Consider the following 19328-nt stretch of genomic DNA (forward strand, 5'->3'; position numbering starts at 1 on the left):
GGGGTGTTCCCCGCGGTGCCGGACCCGACCATGCTCCTGAGGGTGCCGAACCCGACAACCGCAGCCGCGCCTCCAGTCCGTTCCACCGCACCGTCCACCAACGCGACCCGCCGTCGTGTCGCGCTGGCGTCGTTCGTCGGCACGACCGTCGAGTACTACGACTTCTACCTGTACGCGACCGCGTCGGCGCTCGTCTTCGCGCCCACCTTCTTCCCCTCCGTGACCCCGGCCGTCGGGGTCATCGCGTCGTTCGCGACCTACGGCGTCGGCTTCGTCGCACGCCCGCTCGGCGGGATCATCGCCGGTCACCTGGGTGACCGGATCGGGCGGAAGAAGCTGCTCGTCGCGTCGCTCGTGCTGATGGGGGTCGCGTCGACGCTGATCGGTGTCGTCCCCTCGGCGGCGACCATCGGCGTCGGTGCCGTCGTCGCGCTCGTGTTCCTCCGGCTGCTGCAGGGCGTCGCCGCGGGGGCGGAGTGGGGCGGCTCCGCCCTGCTGTCCGTCGAGCACGCGCCCGTCCGGCACCGCGGCCTGTTCGGTGCGTTCACGCAGATGGGCTCGGCGGGCGGGATGCTGCTCGCGACCGGTGTCTTCACCCTCGTGCGCACCGTGCTCGGCAACGAGGTGTTCCTGGCGTGGGGCTGGCGGCTGCCGTTCCTGTTCTCCGCCGTGATCGTCGCCGTCGGGCTCGTGATCCGGCTGGGCGTGCAGGACGCGCCCGTGTTCCAGGAGCTGCGCGCCTCCGGGAACATCGAGCGGTTCCCGGTCTGGCAGGCGATCCGGCGCCACCCGCGGGCGATCCTGGTCACCGCCGGCCTCCGGCTCGTGCAGCCGGCGCTCTACTCGATCCTGACGACGTACTCGCTGACGTACCTGCTGGCGAAGCGCGGCGAGGCGGGGTCGGCGGCCGGGCTCCAGGCCGTGCTCGTCACCTCCGCGGTGTCGCTCGTGTCGACGCCGTTCTGGGGCTGGCTCTCCGACCGGGTCGGCCGGCGCGTGCTGACGATCTGGTCTGCTGTCGGGATCGCGGTGCTCATCTGGCCGTTCTTCGCGTTCCTCGACGCGGGACCGCTCGTGCTCCTGCCGCTCGTCGCCCTGATCGGGATGTGCGTGTTCCACGACAGCATCTACGGGCCGCAGGCCGCCTGGTTCGCGGAACAGTTCCCGACCGGTCGGCGCTACTCGGGGATGTCGCTCGGGTACCAGATCGGGTCGATCTTCTCGGTGGGGCTGACGCCGTTGCTCGCGGCCGTGTTCGTCGAGCTCGGTGGGGGCTCGCCGTGGATCCTGTGCGGGTACCTCGGGGTGTACGCGGTGCTCTCGATCGTGGCGGCGGTGTTCGCGGTGGACCCGGTGGCGGCGGCGCGGCGGGAGGCCGCCGCGGCCGGCGCCGGCACGGCTGGGCGAGTCTCGGGCTGAGCGACCGTTCTCGCGCTCCGAGCCCCGAGCCCCGTCGCTCAGCCCGAGACTCGGGGCAGCGCGCGCGACTCGGGCGTCCGCGTCAGGAGTCGGGATCCTGACGGTCCTGGTCCTGCCACGGCAGCATCCTGCCGGCGACGAGGGACAGGAACCCGCCGAACACGAACACGAGGGCAACCGCCCACCAGGGGTTCCGCCGCTGCTGCTGCGCACTCATGCGTTCACGGTAACGGGCCGTCGTGCCGGTTGACACGCTCACTCGACAGCGGTGCCGCTGCAGCGTTGCTGCTTCCCGCAAAGTCATCGAGGAACCCTCGCAACCGATGCCCGAGCGGCAGTACGGTCCGGGGACCAGCCTGACCCGAGGCTGCGAGCAGACCCGAAGGCGACCCGATGATCGAGCACGACGAACGACGGCTCCGCACTCTGCGCACCGCGCGGGACGGCACACGGGCAGCACCGATGTCCCCCGTCACCTGGGGTGGGCTGGCGCTCGCGGTGTCCTCGCCCTCGGTGATCGAACGCGACACCGACGAGCCGGAGGCAGACACCGTCATCCTGCCCGTGGTCGGTGACCGTGTGCACTACGCGAGCGGCTCCGGACACCTCGTCGGGTTGCAGGGCGTCATCGTCACGGACGAGCACGGGCCGGACCTGCCCTCCGGGCTCCGGTACGTCCTGTTCGACGGCGAGGAGTGGCCGAAGGTCGTCGCAGTGGATGGTCTCGACCGAATCGGCTCCTCGAGTCGTGTCGAGGTCGCAGAGCACCTCCGTCGTCTCGAGGCGATTCCGGGGCGCTGAGCACGGCATTGACCGGACGATCCTCGAGCCGCTGGTGCGGATCAGCCGCGCTCCCTCCCCGGCAGGGGCACTCCGAGCAGGAATGCGTCGACCACGACTTCGAGAAGCGGACCCTCGTGATCCAGCATGGCCCTGCGTCGGCGTCCTGTCGGGCATGCCGCGACTCTAGTCCGGCCGCTCCCCAACGCCGGTGCTGCCTCGTGGGCTCTCATGGTGCGCGTCAACGCCCGTCAGCCAGCGCTGGAGCACCGCACGGATCCGGTCGAGCTCCGCATCGGTCGGACCGAAGAGCTCCAGCCGTTGCGGATTGAACGCGTTGACCAGTGTCTCCCGGGGGATCCCGTCCGCGCCCCGCCAGTCGATCGACGGGAACCGGTCCACCGTCAGGACGCGGTCGCGAGGGATCCGCGTCGAGAACAGGTAGTCACGCACCACCAGTTCGTCGCCCCACAGCTCGACCCGCGCACGCACCCCACGGGCCAGGACGAGCGCCGCGGCCACCAGCAGTGCCGCGCTGACCGGCCAGGCGCTCCGTTGTGCGAGTGGCAGCGTGACGGCCACCGCGACGGCGATCGCCGATCCGACCTGCATCGCCAGTCGGAGTCGACTCGGAGGCCGGAGGACCCGGGCAGGCGTTTGCTCGCTCACGTGGACCATCCAACCGCAGTGCGCCCGCACCCGCGACGGTGGACCGGGGCGCAGCCACGGCTGGCCGCGCCCCGGCGGGCACATCGACCGTCAGCTGCGGATGAACGCGAGGATGTCGGGGTTGATGACGTCGGCGTGCGTGGTCAGCATGCCGTGCGGGTACCCCTCGTAGATCGTGAGCGTCGAGTCGCTGAGGAGCTCCGCCTGCTTCAGGGCCGCGTCCCGGTACGGCACGACCTGGTCGTCGTCACCCTGCAGGACGAGGACGGGCACGGTGATGGCCCGCAGGTCCTCGGTCTGGTCCGTCTCCGAGAACGCCTTGATGCCCTCGTAGTGGGCAAGAGCACTGCCCGTCATGCCCTGCCGCCACCAGTTCGCGATCACCGGCTCCGACGGCGTCGCACCGTCACGGTTGAAGCCGTAGAACGGACCGGAGGCCACCGCCTGGAAGAACTCGGCCCGGTTGGCAGCGAGCGCAGCGCGGAACCCGTCGAAGACCGAGATGTCGGTGCCGTCCGGGTTCGCGTCGGTCTTGACCATCAGCGGCGGCACCGCGGACACGAGCACGGCCTTCGCCACCCGCCCCTGCGGCTGGCCGAACCGGGCGACGTACCGGGCGACCTGGCCCCCGCCGGTGGAGTGGCCGATGTGGATCGCGTCGTGCAGGTCGAGGTGCTCGACGACGGCCGACACGTCGCTGGCGTAGTGGTCCATGTCGTGGCCGGTGCCGATCTGGGACGACCGCCCGTGTCCGCGCCGGTCGGACGCGATCACCCGGAAGCCCTCGGCCAGGAAGTACAGCATCTGCGCGTCCCAGTCGTCCGAGGACAGCGGCCAACCGTGGTGGAAGACGATCGGCTGCGCGTCGGCGTCACCCCAGTCCTTGAAGTAGATCTCTGCACCGTCGTCGGTGGTCACGTAACCCATGGTTGCTCGCTCCTGTTGTGGTTGTTCGGTCGTGGTGGTCGGTGGGTGGTCAGCCGAGCTCGGCGACGGCGTCGGTGATGAACGCCGCGACCTCGGTGGGGTGCGTCTGCATCACCAGGTGCGGTCCGTCGATCTCGATCACCCTGCGGACGCCGGCGCGCTGGTAGCCGAAGCGCTCGACGTCCGGGTTGATGGTGTGGTCGGCACTGGAGACGATGCCCCAGGACGGCTTGGTCTTCCACGCCGCGACGGACGCGGGCTCGCCGAACGCGACGGCCGACAACGGGCGCTGCGAGACCGCGAGGACCTTCGCCTTCTCGAGGTCGAGGCCGCCCGCGAACACCGCCGGGAAGGCGTCGACGGCGACCGAGACGTCGGTGCCGGGTTCGGCGCCCTCGACGGGGTACGGCGCGTAGACGAGGTTCGCGGCGAGGTCGCTGTCGGGGAACCCGCCCTGGAGTGCGCCGAGACTCTCGCCCTCCTCGAGGGCGTAGGCGGCGACGAAGACGAGACCCACGACGTTCTCCGCGACGCCCGCGACGGTGAGGATCGCGCCCCCGTAGGAGTGCCCGGCGAGCAGGACCGGTCCGTCGATCTGCTCGACGAAGGACTTGATGTAGGCGGCGTCGCCGGACAGGCTGCGGTTGAACACGGGCGGGACGTGGACCTCGTACCCCTGGTCGAGGAGCAGCTTCGTGACGGGCGCCCAGCTGGCGGCGTCGGCGAAGGCTCCGTGGACGAGGACGATGGTGGGTGATCCGGGCACGGTGCGTCGCTTCCCGGTCCGTGGCGATGCCGTGGACCTGTGTCGGTGGTGGGAGCACGTGCTCCCGTCCGTGACGGTAGGGCCGGGGGCCGGCTGGGCACATCGGTCACGATGACCGAGATCCCCCGGAGGATGACCTAGTCGCCGACCGACGGCGCGACAGGCGACGCGACATGCGGCGCAGCGGACGGCGCGACAGGCGACGCAGTGGACGGCGCGACCGGCGGCGCAGCGGACGGCGCGGTCGCCGTCGCGAGGACCGCCGGCAGCTGCCGCCGCGTCGAGATCCCGAGCTTCTGGAACGCCGCGTACAGGTGGGCGCCCACCGTCCTCGGTGACACGAACAGGTGCTCGCCGATGGCCCGGTTGCTCATCCCGCGCGCCGCGAGCTCGCAGACGCGGAGCTCCTGCGGGGTGAGGAGCTCGACGCTGCGGCGTCCGGACGCCGGCAGCCGCTCGCCCGTGGCCCGGATCGCGTCACGTGCACGATCGGCCCACGCCGGCGCCGGCATGGCCTCGAACCCCTCGAGGGCCGCGTGCAGGACCGCCCGCGCAGTGTCGTTCCGGCCCGCACGGCGCAGACGGCGGCCCAGCCGGAGGAGCGCGCGGGCCCGCAGGTACGGCATCGGCCAGCGATCGTGCTGCAGGGTCGCCCACGCCGGCTCGAGTTCGTCGTCGGGAGCGAGTGCGAGCCGTGCGTAGTCGATGGCCGTGCGGACCATGGGCGCGTGCCAGCGCGCGTGGAGCTGTTCGAGGTCCGCCAACCGCTGCTCGGCGTCCGCCCGGTTGCCCGACTCCAACGCGGCGTCGACGTAGTCGTGCGAGGTCATGACGGCGAACGACGGGTTGAAGGCGTCGTGGTGGGCGTCGAAGAGGCACCGGAGGCGCTCGAGTGCGTCGACCGCGCGGCCCGAGACGAGGAACGCCGCTCCGGCGGCGCCGAGGAGCGTCGCGCGCATCGCGCTGGAACGGAGGACCTGGGCTCCCGCGGTCGTTCCGCCGGCGATGCGCTGGACGTCCGGCTGCGCGCCGTCGAGTGCGTCGAACCAGGCGAGCGCGCAGCGCGCCGCGGCCGCGAACCCGGCGTCTCCCATGTCACGACCGAGCGATGCGGCCTGCTCCGCGAGGACTCGGGCGCCTGCGACGTCGCCGGCGAGGTACGTCGTCATCGAGGTACCCATGAGCGCTTGCGGGAACGTCCGGAGCTCGCCTCGTGCCCGCATGCTGGCGAGGGCGCGGTCGAGCAGGACGCGGGCGGTGTCGATCTCACCGACGAGGTTCAGCGCGTACCCGAGGAGCCAGGCGGACTCCTCGTCCGTGGCCGCCGGAGCCGACGCGAGCGCGAGCTCCAGTACGCGGTCCCCGCGGGCCACCGGCTCGGTCCGAGCGGCCAGCAGGATCGCCCGCGGATCGTCGTCCGGGAGCGCGAGGGCCTCGATGACCGCGAGCATCGGGTCCCCCGGGTTCGCCTCGGCGGTGTGGTCCCATGCGATGGCGGCGAGGTACAGCAGCGCGGCGGTGGCGTGTTCGACCCCGCCGGCCGCCTGCATCTCGGAGACCGCGTGCAGCGCCGGTCCGAGGTCCCCCACGGCGAGCCCGGTCCTGCCGGTGGGCAGGGTCTCGGCGACCCATGCCGCGCGCGCCGCGAGCAACCGGTCGGGCGCCTCGTCGCGTGCTCGCTGGACGAGGATCGACGCGTCCGAGATCCTGCCGGACAGCCCGGCGAGCTCGGCCGCGAGGATGCGCCGCTCGACGCGTCTGGCCACGTCCGACGTCAGTTCGGCCGCGCGCTCGTACGCCCGGCTCGCGGCGAACGGGTCGGACATCGCCGTCCGTCCGTCGCCGAGCGTGGCGATCTCGTCGGCGAGGGGATCGTCGGGACCGGTGGCGAGCTCGGCACGCCACCAGATCGTCCGGGCCGGATCGTCCTCGTGTTCGCGCACGAGCGACCGGAGGACCGCGGTGCGCGCCGTCGCCGGTGCGGTTGCCAGGACCGCCGACTGCACGAGCGGGTGCCGGAACCGGATCGCACGAGGAGGGACCCACTCGAGGAGCGAGGACGCCGACGCCTGCTCCGTCCACGTCGGCGCCGGGAACCTGCCGATCGCCCGAGCCGCCACCCGCGCCGCTTCCTCGGCGCTGCTGCCCCCGGAGAGCGCCACAGCGAGGATCGCCAACCGGACGGACTGGTCCAGCTCGGCGTACCGTCCGGCGAACTCCCGCTCGACCCGACCCACGACGGGCCGCTCACGGGCGCCGTCCGCCGACGCCGACCGTCCGAGTTCGTACAGCGCCAGGGGGTTGCCCTCGGCGCGGAGCACGAGGTCGCGTCGAGCCTGCCCCCTGGGCGCTCCGGGGATCCCGTCGAGCAGGGCACCTGCCGCCGAGTCGTCGAGCGGTGCGAGGTGCAGACGCTGGAGGCCCGGGGTCTCCGTCAGGTCGGTGTTCCTGGTCGTCATGATCATGACGATCGGGTCCTCGCCGACACGGCGGGCCATCATCCGGAGCGCCCACTCGGACGGCGCATCGATCCAGTGCAGGTCCTCGGCGACGACCAGGAGGGGGCGTTCGGCGGCCGCGTCGGAGAGCAGCGTGAGTGCCGCGAGCCCGGCGAGGAGTGGCGACGGCTGGACACCGTTCTCGACCCCGAACGCCACGTCCAACGCGCGTCGCTGTGGTCCCGGCAGGTCGGCGATGCCGGCGCGCAACGGGTACAGGAGCATGTGGAGCGCGGCGTACGGCTCAGCCGACTCGGCCATGGTGCCGGTGGTCGTGATCGTCCGCACGCCCCGGGCGTTCGCGGACGCGATCGCCTCGGCGACCAGCGACGACTTGCCGATGCCCGGCTCGCCGTCGACCACGAACGCGGAACCGCCGTCGGCCACGTCACGGAGCGCATCCCGGAGGACCGCCATCTCCCGCTCACGCCCGATGACGGGCTGCGCCATCGTCACCGCGCCAGTATGGCAGCGCTCAGGTCCGCAGCACCACGTCCGCCAGCCCAGCCGGCTGCTCCGTCGCGATGAACGCCGCCTCCTGCGCAGCCCACCGGTCCCACTCGCGCGCGAAGGAGTCGCCGTCGCGACCGATCGCCCGCGCCCACCGGGTGTCGTCGTCGGCCTCGAGCCACACCCGCAGGGACGCGAGCGGCGCCGAGGCGCGGGACAGCGCACCGCACCCCTCGACGACGATCGGCCCCGCCGGGTCCACCGCCACCCACTCGGCTGGACGCGACGCCGCCCAGTCCCAGCGCCGGTAGCCCGACGGCTCCCCCAGGACGTCCGTCACCACGGCCCGCGCGGCGGCATGCAGCCCGTCCCACCCCGGGTAGACGTCGTCGAGGTGGACGATCTGCGCACCGAGCCGGTCGGCCAGTGAACCGCCGAGCGTGGTCTTGCCCGTGCCGGACCGCCCGTCGACGAGCACCACGAGCCGCGCACCCGACGCCGTCGCGACACCAGCTGCCGCAGCGGCGAGCCCCTCGACCTCAGGCACGCCACGTCCCCGCACCCACCGCGACCGCGATCGACACGAGCCCGACGCCGACGAGCACGCCGACCATCGCCCACTCCGGCCCCGCGAACCGGGCCGTCCGGGCCCACGTCCGCCGACCGGGAGCGCCGAACCCCCGCGACTCCATCGCCACCGCCAACGTCGTCGCGCGCCGGAGCGCCAGCACGAGCAGCGCGAACGCCATCGACGCCCCACGCCGCAGCCGCCCGGTGTCGGCGACGCCACGCGCACGTCGGGCCATGCCGAGCTGCCGCCAGTCGTCCCCGAGGAGCGTCATCATCCGGATCGCCGCGAGCGCACCGAGCACGAACCGGGCCGGCAGCCGCAGCAGCTGTGCGAGCCCGTCCGCGAGGTCCGTCGGGTCGACACGGACGAACAACGCCACCGCAGGCAGCCCGACCGCCAGCACGCGCAGCGCCGTGGCGAGCGCGAGTTCGAGCGACCCGTCGGTGACGTGCGCGAACCCGAGGTCGAACCAGGAACGCCCCGACGGCCGGCCGTACAGCGCGATGCTCACCGCGGTCAACGGCACGGCGACCAGCACCGGTGACGTCCGCAGCAACAGGGTGCGCGGCGGGATCCGCAGGAGCGGCAGGAGCAGGACCTCGAGCACGAGCGCGACGGCCGCGGACACGACGTCGAGACTCAGCACGAGGCACACACCGAGCGCGAGGACGCCCAGCAGCGACGCCACCGGCTGGACACCGCGGACCCCGCGGACCCCGCCTGGAGGCACGGATCGCCCGGGCAGGCCGGCCGCCGTCCCCGGGGCGGTCACCGTCGCACCCCCGTGGCCGGGTCGCGCAGGACGGGTCGCGCACCCGCTGCCCCGAGCACGACCTCGTCGGCGTCGAGCGCGCGCACGAGGTCCTGGTCGTGCGTCACCGCCACGATCGCGGTGCCGGTGTCGGCGAGGTCGCCGAGCCGGTCGAGCACGGCCTGCCAGGTGGCGCGGTCCTGCCCCGAGGTCGGCTCGTCGAGGACGACGACCGGCGGCCGCGAGGCGATGACCGTCCCGATCGCCAGCCGCCGCTGCTCGCCGCCGGACAGCGTGAAGGGGTTGGCGTCGGCGAGGTGCGCGAGGCCGAACGCGTCGAGGAGCTCGTCGACCCGCTCCTCGACGTCCTCGGCACCGAGTGCCCGGGGGCCGACGGCGAGTTCCTCCCGCACGGTGCGGGCGACGAACTGGTGCTCGGGGTCCTGGAACACCGTGCCGATCCGGGCGGCCAGCTGCCGACTGGTCCACGCCGCGGGGACGTCGCCGACACCCTCCGCCAGCTCGGGGGTGGCACGGAGCACACCGTCGGCGGGGCGGAGGAGTCCGGCGAGCGTGAGGCCGAGCGTCGACTTGCCGATGCCGTTCGGCCCGGTGACGGCGAGCACCCGGCCGGTCCGCACGTCGAGGTCGATCCCGCTCCCGACCCGCTGCCGCCTGCCCCGGGCGGTCGCGAGTCCGCGCGCCTCGAGCAGCCCGACCCCCGACTCCGCCCTCGACTCCGACTCCGACTCAGATTCCGCGAGCGGGCGGAATGCACCAGGTCCCCCGCGCTCGACCCCGTGCACATCGCCCGTTCGCGCGGGCGTGCCGGTGCCCCGTCGCGCCGAACCGCGCTCCGGCTCGGAGCCGGGGACCCACACCCCGGCCGCGGTCAGGGCCGGACCGTGCGCCGCGAGGACCTCGGCCGGCGTGCCGTCCGCGACGACACCACCCGCCGGTTCGAGCAGCACGAGCCGGTCGACCAGGTCGAGCCACGTCCCGATGCGGTGCTCGACGACGAGCAGCGAGCACCCCGTCTCGTCGAGCAGCGCCCGGACGGCGTCGTGCACCTGCACCACCCCGGACGGGTCGAGGTTGGCGCACGGTTCGTCGAGCACGAGGGCCCCCGGACGCATGGCGAGCACGCCGGCGAGCGCGAGCCGCTGCCGCTGCCCGCCGGACAGCATCGTTGTGGACCGGTCGAGCGCCAGGTCGAGCCCGACGACGTCGAGGGCCGACCGCACCCGCTGCCAGATCTCGTCCCGCGGGATGCCGGCGTTCTCGCAGCCGAACGCGACGTCGTCCCCGACGCGCGACATCACCGTGTGCGCCTCGGGGTCCTGCATGACCAGGCCGACACGCCCGCGGACCGCGCGGGGTTCGGCGCCGTCGACCCGGACCGTGCCCTGGACGGCGGCAGCGGTGTCGTCGTCGGGGTCCGGTTCGTCGGGGAGCACGCCCGCGACCGCCCGGAGCAGGGTCGACTTGCCGGCCCCGGAGGGTCCGACGATCGCGACGCGCTCCCCCGGTTCGACGGTCAGGTCGACGCCCCGGACCGCCCAGGCGTCACGTTCCGCGTACCGCCACCCCCAGTCGGAGAAGGTGATCCGCGCGGCTGCGGTCGTCACGCGACGGCGCGGGTCCCGCGCCTGGAGTGCTCGCGGCCCGCGGCGAACGAGGACAGCACACCGGTCGCGGCGAGCGCCCGGACGAGGAACCACGAGCCCACGCCGGCGATCACCGCGCCGGACACGATCGCGGACACGACGTAGACGACCTTGAACGCGAGGTCGAGTCCGGGGTACCAGAGGAACGTGTCGTTCAGGCCGAGCGCGAGCCCGGCGACGGCACCGGCGAGCACGACGACCGGCAGCCGGTACACGCGGTACAGGAACAGGGCGAGGACGATCTCGGCGCCGAGGCCCTGGACGAGCCCGGCCTCGAGCGTCAGCCACCCCCACTGCGTGCCGAAGAGCGCCTCGACCGAGGCGGCGACCATCTCGGCGTAGAGCGCGGCGCCGGGCTTGCGGACGATGATCGCGACGAGCGGGCCGGCGAGCAGCCACACCCCGCCGAACAGGGCCTTCGTGCCCGGCAGCACGAGGTCCATGACGGCGCTGATCGGTTCGTAGCCGAACTCCCACAGTCGGAAGACGACGCCGAGCGCGACCGCGAGGACGCTCGCGACGACGATGTCGACGACTCGCCAGCGCAACGAGCGCCGGACGGGGGTGGACGGAACAGCGGTTGACGTGCGTGTGGACATGGTCCTGGACTCCTCCCTGCGCCGGCATGATCCGGATCAGGTTCGACGGTCGGAGCGCCACTCGCTCCCTCTCAGCCCGGCGATCCCGGACTCCCGTGTGTGTCCCGTCAGTCTAGACGCGGTCGCGTCCAGATGACGGATCGCGACCGGATGACGGCCTGGAGGCGCGTGGCGGGCCCGCCACGTCCTCCCTCGCAGGCTCGGTCGGCGCGGCCCGCGTGCCGCTGGCGCGTCACCGCTGAGCGGTCCGCGCCAGGCCGTCGACCGCTACTTCTTCAGGACCCGCACCAGCTTGCGCAGGACGGTGCCGGTCACCCAGATCACGGGCACGCTCACCGCGAGGAGCGAGATGAGGTTCGGCTCGAACTCGAGGTCCTTCCCGGGACGGCGCACGTAGGCGCCGATCGGGACCGAGACGGCCCCGCCGCCACCGCCGCCGTTCTCGTCCCCGTCGCCCCCGCCGCCGAACCCGAACCAGCCGAGGGACACCGGGATGAGGGTCTGGTCGCCGACCTCGACCGGCTCCCCGTAGTTGGTGGACACGCCCACGGGGCGCACCTTCTCTGCGATCTGCGTGACGATGTTGGCCATGCGCGCGAGGCTACTCGTCCGTTCCTCCACAGGCGACGGCGCGCCGGAACTGTCCACAGCTGGGGCTTGTCTGCGGACGCGGACGGGTCCCACCGATATGTTGGCGCAACCCACACCTGGAGGACCGTTTGCACACCTGGCCCGGCAACCCGTACCCGCTCGGGGCGACCTACGACGGGAGCGGAACGAACTTCGCGCTCTTCAGTGAGGTCGCCGAGCGCGTCGAACTCTGTCTCTTCGACGACGACGGCAACGAGACGTGCGTCCCCCTCGTCGAGGTGGACGCCTACGTCTGGCACGCGTACCTCCCGAACGTCGGACCCGGACAGCAGTACGGCTTCCGCGTCCACGGCGAGTACGACCCCGCCACGGGATCGCGCGCGAACCCGCACAAGCTCCTGCTCGACCCGTACGCCAAGGCGACCAGCGGCGACATCGACTGGGACCAGTCGCTGTTCTCGTACACGTTCGGCGACCCGGACTCGACCAACGACGACGACTCGGCGTCCCACATGATGAAGGGCGTCGTCATCAACCCGTTCTTCGACTGGCAGGGCGACCGCGCACCGCGGACCCCCTACGGCGAGACCGTGATCTACGAGGCGCACGTCAAGGGCCTCACCGAGACGCACCCCGACGTGCCGGAACAGCAGCGCGGCACCTACGCCGGCGTCGCGCACCCGGCGGTCATCGAGCACCTCAAGCGCCTCGGCGTCACGACGCTCGAGCTCATGCCGGTGCACCAGTTCGTGAACGACTCGACCCTGCAGGACAAGGGGCTGTCGAACTACTGGGGCTACAACACCATCGGGTTCTTCGCGCCGCACTCCCACTACTCGTCGTCCGGCGACCAGGGTCAGCAGGTGCAGGAGTTCAAGACGATGGTGCGCGAGCTGCACCGCGCCGGCATCGAGGTCGTCCTCGACGTGGTCTACAACCACACGGCCGAGGGCAACCACCTCGGTCCGACCCTGTCGTTCCGCGGCATCGACAACGCGGCGTACTACCGCCTGGTCGACGACGACAAGCGCTACTACATGGACTACACGGGCACGGGGAACTCGCTCAACGTCGGGCACCCGCACTCGCTGCAGCTCATCATGGACTCGCTGCGCTACTGGGTGACCGAGATGCACGTCGACGGCTTCCGCTTCGACCTCGCGTCGGCGCTCGCCCGCGAGTTCTACGAGGTCGACCGACTGTCGGCGTTCTTCGAGCTCGTGCAGCAGGACCCGATCGTGTCGCAGGTGAAGCTCATCGCCGAGCCGTGGGACGTCGGACCCGGCGGGTACCAGGTCGGTAACTTCCCGCCCCAGTGGTCGGAGTGGAACGGCAAGTACCGCGACACCGTCCGCGACTTCTGGCGAGGCGAGTCGTCGACCCTCGGCGAGTTCGCGTCCCGGATCTCCGGCTCGGCCGACCTCTACGAGCACGACGGCCGCACACCCAAGGCGAGCATCAACTTCATCACCGCACACGACGGCTTCACGCTGTACGACCTCGTCGCCTACAACGAGAAGCACAACGAGGCCAACGGCGAGGACAACAACGACGGCGAGAGCCACAACCGGTCCTGGAACTCCGGTGCCGAGGGACCGACCGACGACCAGGCAGTGAACGCCCTGCGCCTGCAGCGTCGACGCAACTTCCTCGCGACGCTCCTGCTCAGCCAGGGCGTGCCGATGATCGCGCACGGCGACGAGCTGGGGCGCTCGCAGTCGGGCAACAACAACGTGTACGCGCAGGACTCCGAGCTCAGCTGGATCGACTGGGAGACCGCTGACGAGGAACTGATCCAGTTCACGGCCGACGTCGTCAAGCTCCGGCACGACCACCCGACGTTCCGCCGCACGCGGTACTTCAACGGCCGTCCGGTCCGTCGGGGCGAGGGCGAACCGCTGCCCGACGTCGTGTGGCTGACCCCCTCCGGCGAAGCGATGGACCCCGAGGACTGGGACTCCGGCTTCGGGAAGAGCGTCGGCATGTACCTGAACGGCGAGGGCATCCGCGGTCGTGACGTCCGCGGTGAGCGGGTCACCGACGTCGGGTTCATCACGTACTTCAACGCCCACGACGACACCGTGACGTTCACCCTCCCGCCCGAGGAGTACTCGCCGGGCTGGACCGTCCGGATCGACACCGCCGAACCGGGTGCACGCGACGAGGTCATCGAGGCCGGCACGCCGCTCGACGTCCCGGCACGCTCGATGATCGTGCTGCGCGCCGAGCCCGACCACGAGGTCACGGTCACCTCGGTCGACACGGACTCCTCGCGTCCGGCAACCGGCGCGCCGCAGGACGCCGTGACGCCGGCGAACCCCGCTGGGTCGACGGCTCCGTCCGACACCAGCGGCGGCCAGCAGTGACCGCGCGGCGGGTTCCGGCGTCGACGTACCGGCTGCAGGTCACGCCGGACTTCGACCTCGCCGCCGCGACGGACGTCGTCGACTACGTGCGGGACCTCGGGGCCGACTGGCTGTACCTCTCGCCCGTGCTCCAGGCGGAGCCCGGTTCCCAGCACGGCTACGACGTCGTCGACCACGCCCACGTCGACACGGAGCGTGGTGGCGACGCCGCCCTCCGTGCTCTGGCGGACGCGGCGCACGCTGCGGGGCTCGGCGTCCTCATCGACGTCGTCCCGAACCACGTGGGCGTCGCGACGCCCGAGGCGAACCCGTGGTGGTGGTCCCTGCTCGAACTCGGGCAGGGCTCCCCCGTGGCCTGGGCCTTCGACGTGGACTGGGCCGCCGGCGACGGCAAGCTCCGCGTGCCGGTGCTCGACGACCGTCTGCTCGACGGCGTCGAGCTGCGCGACGGCCGCCTGTACCTCGGCGACACGGCCTACCCGACCGCTCCCGGCACGGTGCACGACGGCGACTCGGTGGCAGACGTCCACGCCCGCCAGCACTACGAGTTCGTCCACTGGAAGCGTGCCGACCACGAGCTGAACTACCGCCGGTTCTTCGCGGTGAACACGCTGGCGGCGATCCGGGTCGAGGAACCCGAGGTCTTCGCGGCGTCGCACGACACGATCGGCGGCTGGTTCCGCGACGGGATCGCCGACGGCCTGCGGATCGACCACCCGGACGGCCTGTACGATCCGGCCGGGTACCTGCAGGACCTCGCCGCGTTGACCGGTGGCGCGTACACGCTCGTCGAGAAGATCCTCGAACCGGGCGAACAGCTGCCGTCGTCGTGGCCCGTCGACGGCACGACCGGGTACGACGCGCTCGGCGTGCTCGACCGGGTGTTCGTCGACCCCGCCGGTGAACCGGCACTCACCGCGGCGTCCGGTGCGGAGCCGTCCGACTGGCAGCGGCTGACGCACGACACCCGCCGTGGCATCGCCGACGGGATCCTCGGCAGCGAGGTCGAACGCCTCGCCCGACTGCTCGGTCCGGTCGCGCCGGACGTCGACCACGCGATGATCGTCGACGCCGTGGCCGAGGTGGTGGCGTCCTTCGACGTGTACCGCACCTACCTGCCCGAGGGAGCGCACCACCTCATCGACGCCCTCGAACGCGCAGCGTCGAGCCGTCCGGAGCTCGATCCGGTCATCGACCGCATCGCACCCGCGCTCATCGACCCGACGAACGCCGCCGCGATCCGCCTCCAGCAGACCAGCGGCATGGTGATGGCGAAGGGCGTGGAGGACACGGCGTTCTACCGGACGTCACGGTTGACGTCGCTGAGCGAGGTCGGCGGCGACCCGAGCGTGTTCTCGGTGTCCGTCGAGCAGTTCCACCAGACCCAGCGCGACCGACTCGGCAGCTGGCCGCACACCATGACCACGCTGACCACGCACGACACGAAGCGCAGCGAGGACACCCGAGCCCGCATCGCCGTCCTGGCCGAGCTCGGCACGGAGTGGTCGAGCACCCTGGAGCGGCTGCAGTCGCTCGCGCCCCTCGACGACGCGGTGCTGGCCGACCTGCTCTGGCAGGCGATCGTCGGCGCACGTCCGGCCAGCCGGGAGCGCCTGCACGCCTACGCCGAGAAGGCCTCGCGCGAGGCCGGCGACAGCACCACGTGGACCGAGCCGGACGAGGACTTCGAGCGGCGCATGCACGCGCTGGTCGACGCCGCCTTCGACGACCCCGCCGTGGTCGCCGTGCTCGACGCCCTCGACGAGCGGATCGACGCTGCCGGGTGGTCGAACGGCCTCGGACAGAAGCTCGTGCAGGTGACGGCACCCGGCGTCCCCGACGTCTACCAGGGCACCGAGTTCTGGGACCGCTCGCTCGTGGACCCGGACAACCGACGCCCCGTGGACTACACCGAGCGGCGGCACGTCCTGGCGGAACTCGACGGCCCGGACGACGACGGTCCCGAGCACCTGCCGACCATCGGCATCGACGGGGTGGCGAAGCTCCTCGTGACCAGCCGTGCGCTCCGTCTCCGGCGCGACCACCCCGAGCTGTTCACCCGGTACCTGGCGCTCGAGGCGACGGGCAGCGCGGCGGACCACGTGCTCGCGTTCGACCGCGGCGGCGCCGTGACGATCGCGACACGACTCCCGATCGGGCTCGAGCGGGTCGGCGGCTGGGGCGACACGCTCGTGCACGCCGTTCCGCTGGACCGCGTGGACCTGCTCACCGGTCGGAGCGTCCCGGCGGGCCGGGGCATCCCGCTCGCCGAGCTCCTCACCGACTACCCGGTCGCGTTGCTCGTCCCGGCGCACGTCGTCGAGCCGACCGACCACGGCACGGACGCCTCGACCGGAGCGGACGGCGGAGCAACGACCGCCACGACGCCGGTCACCGAGTCCGACGCGCAGGCCGAGATCGACATCCTGGAGGGCCACGCATGACCGCACCCGACCGCTACGCCGTCTGGGCCCCGACGCCGGAGCGCGTCCGCCTGGTCGTCGACGGCACCGAGTACCCGCTCACCCGCGGGGACGACGACTGGTGGACCACCGACGCGGTCGTCCCCGTCGTCGGTGCACGCTACGGCTTCCGACTCGACGACGACGACGCCGTCCGGCCGGACCCGCGCAGCCGGTACCAGCCCGAGGGCGTCCACGGCCCGTCCGAGGTCGTCGACCCGGAACGGTTCTCGTGGACCGACGAGGCCTGGACCGGGCGCCCGGCGCGTGGGGGCGTCATCTACGAGATGCACGTCGGCACCTACACGCCCGAGGGCACGCTCGACGCCGCGGCCGCCAAGCTCGAGCACCTCGTCGAGCTCGGCGTCGAGTTCGTCGAGCTCCTGCCCGTCAACGGTGTGAACGGCGAGTGGAACTGGGGCTACGACGGGGTCGCGTGGTTCGCGGTGCACGCCCCCTACGGCGGCCCGGACGCCTACGACCGGTTCGTCGACCGCGCGCACGCGCTGGGTCTCGGCGTCATCCAGGACGTCGTCTACAACCACCTCGGACCGAGCGGCAACTACCTCCCGCTGTACGGCCCGTACCTGGTGCAGGGACTCGCGAACACGTGGGGCGACTCCGTGAACGTCGAGCACCCCGAGGTCCGCCGGTACGTGCTCGACAACGTCCGGATGTGGTTCCGGGACCACCACGTCGACGGGCTCCGGCTCGACGCGGTGCACGCGATCCGGGACACCACCCGACCGCACGTGCTGCAGGACATGGCCTCGGAGACCGACGCGTTCTCGGCGTTCGTCGGACGGCCGCTGTCGCTCATCGCGGAGTCGGACCTCAACGACCCGGTGATGTTCCGCCCGCAGGAGGCCTCAGGCCACGGCCTCGCCGGGCAGTGGTCGGACGACTTCCACCACGCGGTGCACGTGGCCCTCACGGGCGAGACGAACGGCTACTACGCCGACTTCGCCCCGCTGTCGGCGCTGGCGAAGGTCCTCGACCACGGGTTCTTCCACGACGGCACCTGGTCGTCGTTCCGGCGGAAGCGGCACGGACGACCGATCGACCGCGGGACCTCCCCCGCGACCGCGCTCGTCGTGGCGAACCAGAACCACGACCAGATCGGCAACCGCGCCGCGGGTGACCGCCTGGCCGCGACCGTGAGCGACGAAGGACTCGTGATCGCCGCGGCCCTCACCCTGCTCGGACCGTTCACGCCCATGCTGTTCATGGGCGAGGAGTTCGCCGCCTCGACGCCGTGGCAGTTCTTCACCTCGCACCCGGAGCCCGAGCTCGGCAAGGCGACTGCCGAGGGACGCATCCGGGAGTTCGCGGAGCACGGGTGGGACGAGTCCGCCGTGCCGGACCCGCAGGATCCGTCGACGTTCACGAACTCGAAGCTCGACTGGGCGGACGTGGACTCCGACCGAGGGGCACGGATCCTCCGCGCCTACCGGGTGCTCGTCGCGCTGCGCCGCACGGACCAGGCGTTCGTCGACCCGCGGTACGAGGCGAACGCCGTGCGGTTCAGCGAGGACCGCCGCTGGCTCGTGCTCACGCGGGGGCTGCTGGGTCCGGACGTCCGACCGGTGCACGTCGTGGTGAACTTCCTCGACGACGCCGCCGAGGTCCCGGTGCCCGGTGCCACCGGCGACGAGCTCTACCGCTTCGGCGAGGCCGAGGTCGCGACGGACTGCGTGCGCTTCACCGGCCGAGGCGTCGTCGTCCTGCGCTGACCAGCGCTGACCGAACGGCCCGTGGCGAGTCCGCCGCGGGCCGTTCGTCCGTCCGCGGCCCCTCGCGAAAGCGACAGGTTCCCGCGGCGATCCTCCGGGAGACCGTCGCGCTGCCGCCAGGAACGCCACGCAGGTCCGCACGGCGTCGCTTTCGCGGCACCAGCGACGACACGCGCCACCGACGGCACGCGGCTCCACCGTCGGCGGACGCCGCGACCACGGACTGGAGGCGCGGTGCCAGCTGGCACCGCGCCTCCAGTCCGTCCGTTCCGGCCGTCAGGCCGCGTGGTCGGCGACCGCGTGCGCGTTCGCCCGCACGGACGGCAGCCGACGGTGGTCCTTGACCAGGGAGCGCGCTTCGCGCAGCCGCCGGTCGATGCCCCACTTCGTGACGAGCGTGAGGCTCTCGCGGACGATGTTGCCGCTCATCTTCGAGACGCCGAACTCGCGCTCGGTGAAGGTGATGGGCGTCTCGACGACGCGCAGGCCGGCCTCGAGGGCGCGCCAGCAGAGGTCCACCTGGAAGCAGTACCCCTTCGACGCGACGCCGGCGAGGTCGATGCGCTCGAACGCCCGGGAGGTGAACACCCGGAAGCCGCCCGTCGCGTCCCGCACGGCGATGCCGAGGGCGAGCCGTGTGTAGAGGTTGCCGCCGCGGGAGAGCGCCTCGCGGTACCACGGCCAGTTCTCGACCTTGCCGTGCTTGATCCAGCGGGATCCGAGGACGAGGTCGTTCGTGTCGGCGAGCTCGATCATCCACGGCAGGTACTCGGGGTGGTGCGAGCCGTCCGCGTCCATCTCGACGAGCTTGTCGTAGCCGTGCTCGAGTCCCCAGGCGAACCCGGCGAGGTACGCCCCGCCGAGGCCGTCCTTCACGGTTCGGTGCATCACGTGGACCCGGTCGGTCTCGCGGGCGATCGCGTCGGCGATGTCGCCGGTGCCGTCCGGGGAGTTGTCGTCCACGACGAGCACGTGCACGGTGTCGTCGGTCGCGGCCAGCGTGCGCGCGACGATGGGTCGGACGTTCTCCGCCTCGTCGTAGGTCGGGATGATGACCAGGGTCGTGCTCATGATGCTCC

16 protein-coding genes and 1 riboswitch are annotated in these 19328 nt (G+C 72.2%); of the genes, 5 read left to right on the forward strand and 11 right to left on the reverse strand.

The window, feature by feature from the left end; genetic code table 11:
• Positions 1–42: 42 nt before the first annotated feature.
• Positions 43–1419: an MFS transporter gene (locus tag CRP27_RS10315; protein WP_255257536.1), complete on the forward strand. Its 1377-nt coding sequence runs from the start codon at positions 43–45 to the stop codon at positions 1417–1419.
• 82 nt (positions 1420–1501) lie between these two features.
• Here CRP27_RS10315 and CRP27_RS18490 read toward each other — a convergent pair whose 3' ends face one another.
• Positions 1502–1636, reverse strand: a complete 135-nt coding sequence (locus CRP27_RS18490; RefSeq protein ID WP_255257537.1) for a hypothetical protein — start codon at positions 1634–1636, stop codon at positions 1502–1504.
• Positions 1637–1812: 176 nt separating this feature from the next.
• Here CRP27_RS18490 and CRP27_RS10320 point away from each other — a divergent pair, with 176 nt between their 5' ends.
• Positions 1813–2220, forward strand: coding sequence for a hypothetical protein (locus tag CRP27_RS10320; RefSeq protein ID WP_097180589.1), 408 nt, complete (start codon positions 1813–1815; stop codon positions 2218–2220).
• 165 nt (positions 2221–2385) lie between these two features.
• Here the strand turns inward: CRP27_RS10320 and CRP27_RS10325 are convergent, their stop codons facing one another.
• The 9 genes from CRP27_RS10325 to CRP27_RS10365 all read right to left on the reverse strand — a co-directional run bounded on the left by CRP27_RS10325 (position 2386) and on the right by CRP27_RS10365 (position 11688).
• Positions 2386–2781, reverse strand: a complete 396-nt coding sequence (locus CRP27_RS10325) for a hypothetical protein (protein ID WP_141399739.1) — start codon at positions 2779–2781, stop codon at positions 2386–2388.
• A gap of 177 nt (positions 2782–2958) precedes the next feature.
• Positions 2959–3795, reverse strand: a complete 837-nt coding sequence (locus CRP27_RS10330) for an alpha/beta fold hydrolase (RefSeq protein ID WP_097180591.1) — start codon at positions 3793–3795, stop codon at positions 2959–2961.
• A 49-nt stretch (positions 3796–3844) separates the two neighbouring features.
• The gene (locus CRP27_RS10335; RefSeq protein WP_097180592.1) at positions 3845–4561 is read right to left on the reverse strand and encodes an alpha/beta fold hydrolase; all 717 of its coding nucleotides are present in this window, start codon (positions 4559–4561) and stop codon (positions 3845–3847) included.
• Between the two features lie 137 nt (positions 4562–4698).
• A complete protein-coding gene (locus tag CRP27_RS10340; RefSeq protein WP_097180593.1) occupies positions 4699–7509 on the reverse strand; it encodes a LuxR family transcriptional regulator in 2811 nt (936 codons plus the stop codon).
• Between the two features lie 25 nt (positions 7510–7534).
• Positions 7535–8056, reverse strand: coding sequence for an ATP-binding protein (locus CRP27_RS10345; RefSeq protein ID WP_255257538.1), 522 nt, complete (start codon positions 8054–8056; stop codon positions 7535–7537).
• Positions 8049–8852: an energy-coupling factor transporter transmembrane protein EcfT gene (locus tag CRP27_RS10350; RefSeq protein ID WP_255257539.1), complete on the reverse strand. Its 804-nt coding sequence runs from the start codon at positions 8850–8852 to the stop codon at positions 8049–8051. Before CRP27_RS10350 ends, CRP27_RS10345 begins: the two co-directional genes overlap by 8 nt.
• Positions 8849–10459 (reverse strand): ABC transporter ATP-binding protein, encoded by a 1611-nt coding sequence (locus CRP27_RS10355; RefSeq protein ID WP_097180594.1) that lies wholly within the window; start codon positions 10457–10459, stop codon positions 8849–8851. Before CRP27_RS10355 ends, CRP27_RS10350 begins: the two co-directional genes overlap by 4 nt.
• The gene (locus CRP27_RS10360) at positions 10456–11097 is read right to left on the reverse strand and encodes an ECF transporter S component (protein WP_097180595.1); all 642 of its coding nucleotides are present in this window, start codon (positions 11095–11097) and stop codon (positions 10456–10458) included. Before CRP27_RS10360 ends, CRP27_RS10355 begins: the two co-directional genes overlap by 4 nt.
• Positions 11094–11203: riboswitch (TPP riboswitch) on the reverse strand. Its footprint overlaps the gene before it by 4 nt.
• A gap of 161 nt (positions 11204–11364) precedes the next feature.
• Positions 11365–11688, reverse strand: a complete 324-nt coding sequence (locus CRP27_RS10365; protein ID WP_079238514.1) for a hypothetical protein — start codon at positions 11686–11688, stop codon at positions 11365–11367.
• Between the two features lie 128 nt (positions 11689–11816).
• On the opposite strand from CRP27_RS10365, the gene glgX reads away from it, so the two are divergent.
• From glgX to treZ, 3 genes are read left to right on the forward strand one after another with little or no spacing between them, the layout of a single operon-like run.
• Complete coding sequence (gene glgX / locus CRP27_RS10370) at positions 11817–14054, forward strand: glycogen debranching protein GlgX (RefSeq protein ID WP_097180596.1); 2238 nt, start codon at positions 11817–11819, stop codon at positions 14052–14054.
• Positions 14051–16498, forward strand: coding sequence for a malto-oligosyltrehalose synthase (gene treY / locus CRP27_RS10375; RefSeq protein WP_097180597.1), 2448 nt, complete (start codon positions 14051–14053; stop codon positions 16496–16498). Before glgX ends, treY begins: the two co-directional genes overlap by 4 nt.
• On the forward strand, positions 16495–18249 hold the full coding sequence (gene treZ, locus CRP27_RS10380; protein ID WP_097180598.1) for a malto-oligosyltrehalose trehalohydrolase: 1755 nt from the start codon (positions 16495–16497) through the stop codon (positions 18247–18249). The genes treY and treZ overlap by 4 nt, the downstream gene beginning before the upstream one ends.
• 276 nt (positions 18250–18525) lie before the next feature.
• Here treZ and CRP27_RS10385 read toward each other — a convergent pair whose 3' ends face one another.
• On the reverse strand, positions 18526–19320 hold the full coding sequence (locus CRP27_RS10385) for a polyprenol monophosphomannose synthase (RefSeq protein WP_217990725.1): 795 nt from the start codon (positions 19318–19320) through the stop codon (positions 18526–18528).
• Positions 19321–19328: the final 8 nt, after the last annotated feature.

This window comes from Curtobacterium sp. 314Chir4.1, from assembly GCF_900215175.1.
In the GTDB taxonomy this organism is placed as follows: Bacteria; Actinomycetota; Actinomycetes; order Actinomycetales; family Microbacteriaceae; genus Curtobacterium; species Curtobacterium pusillum_A.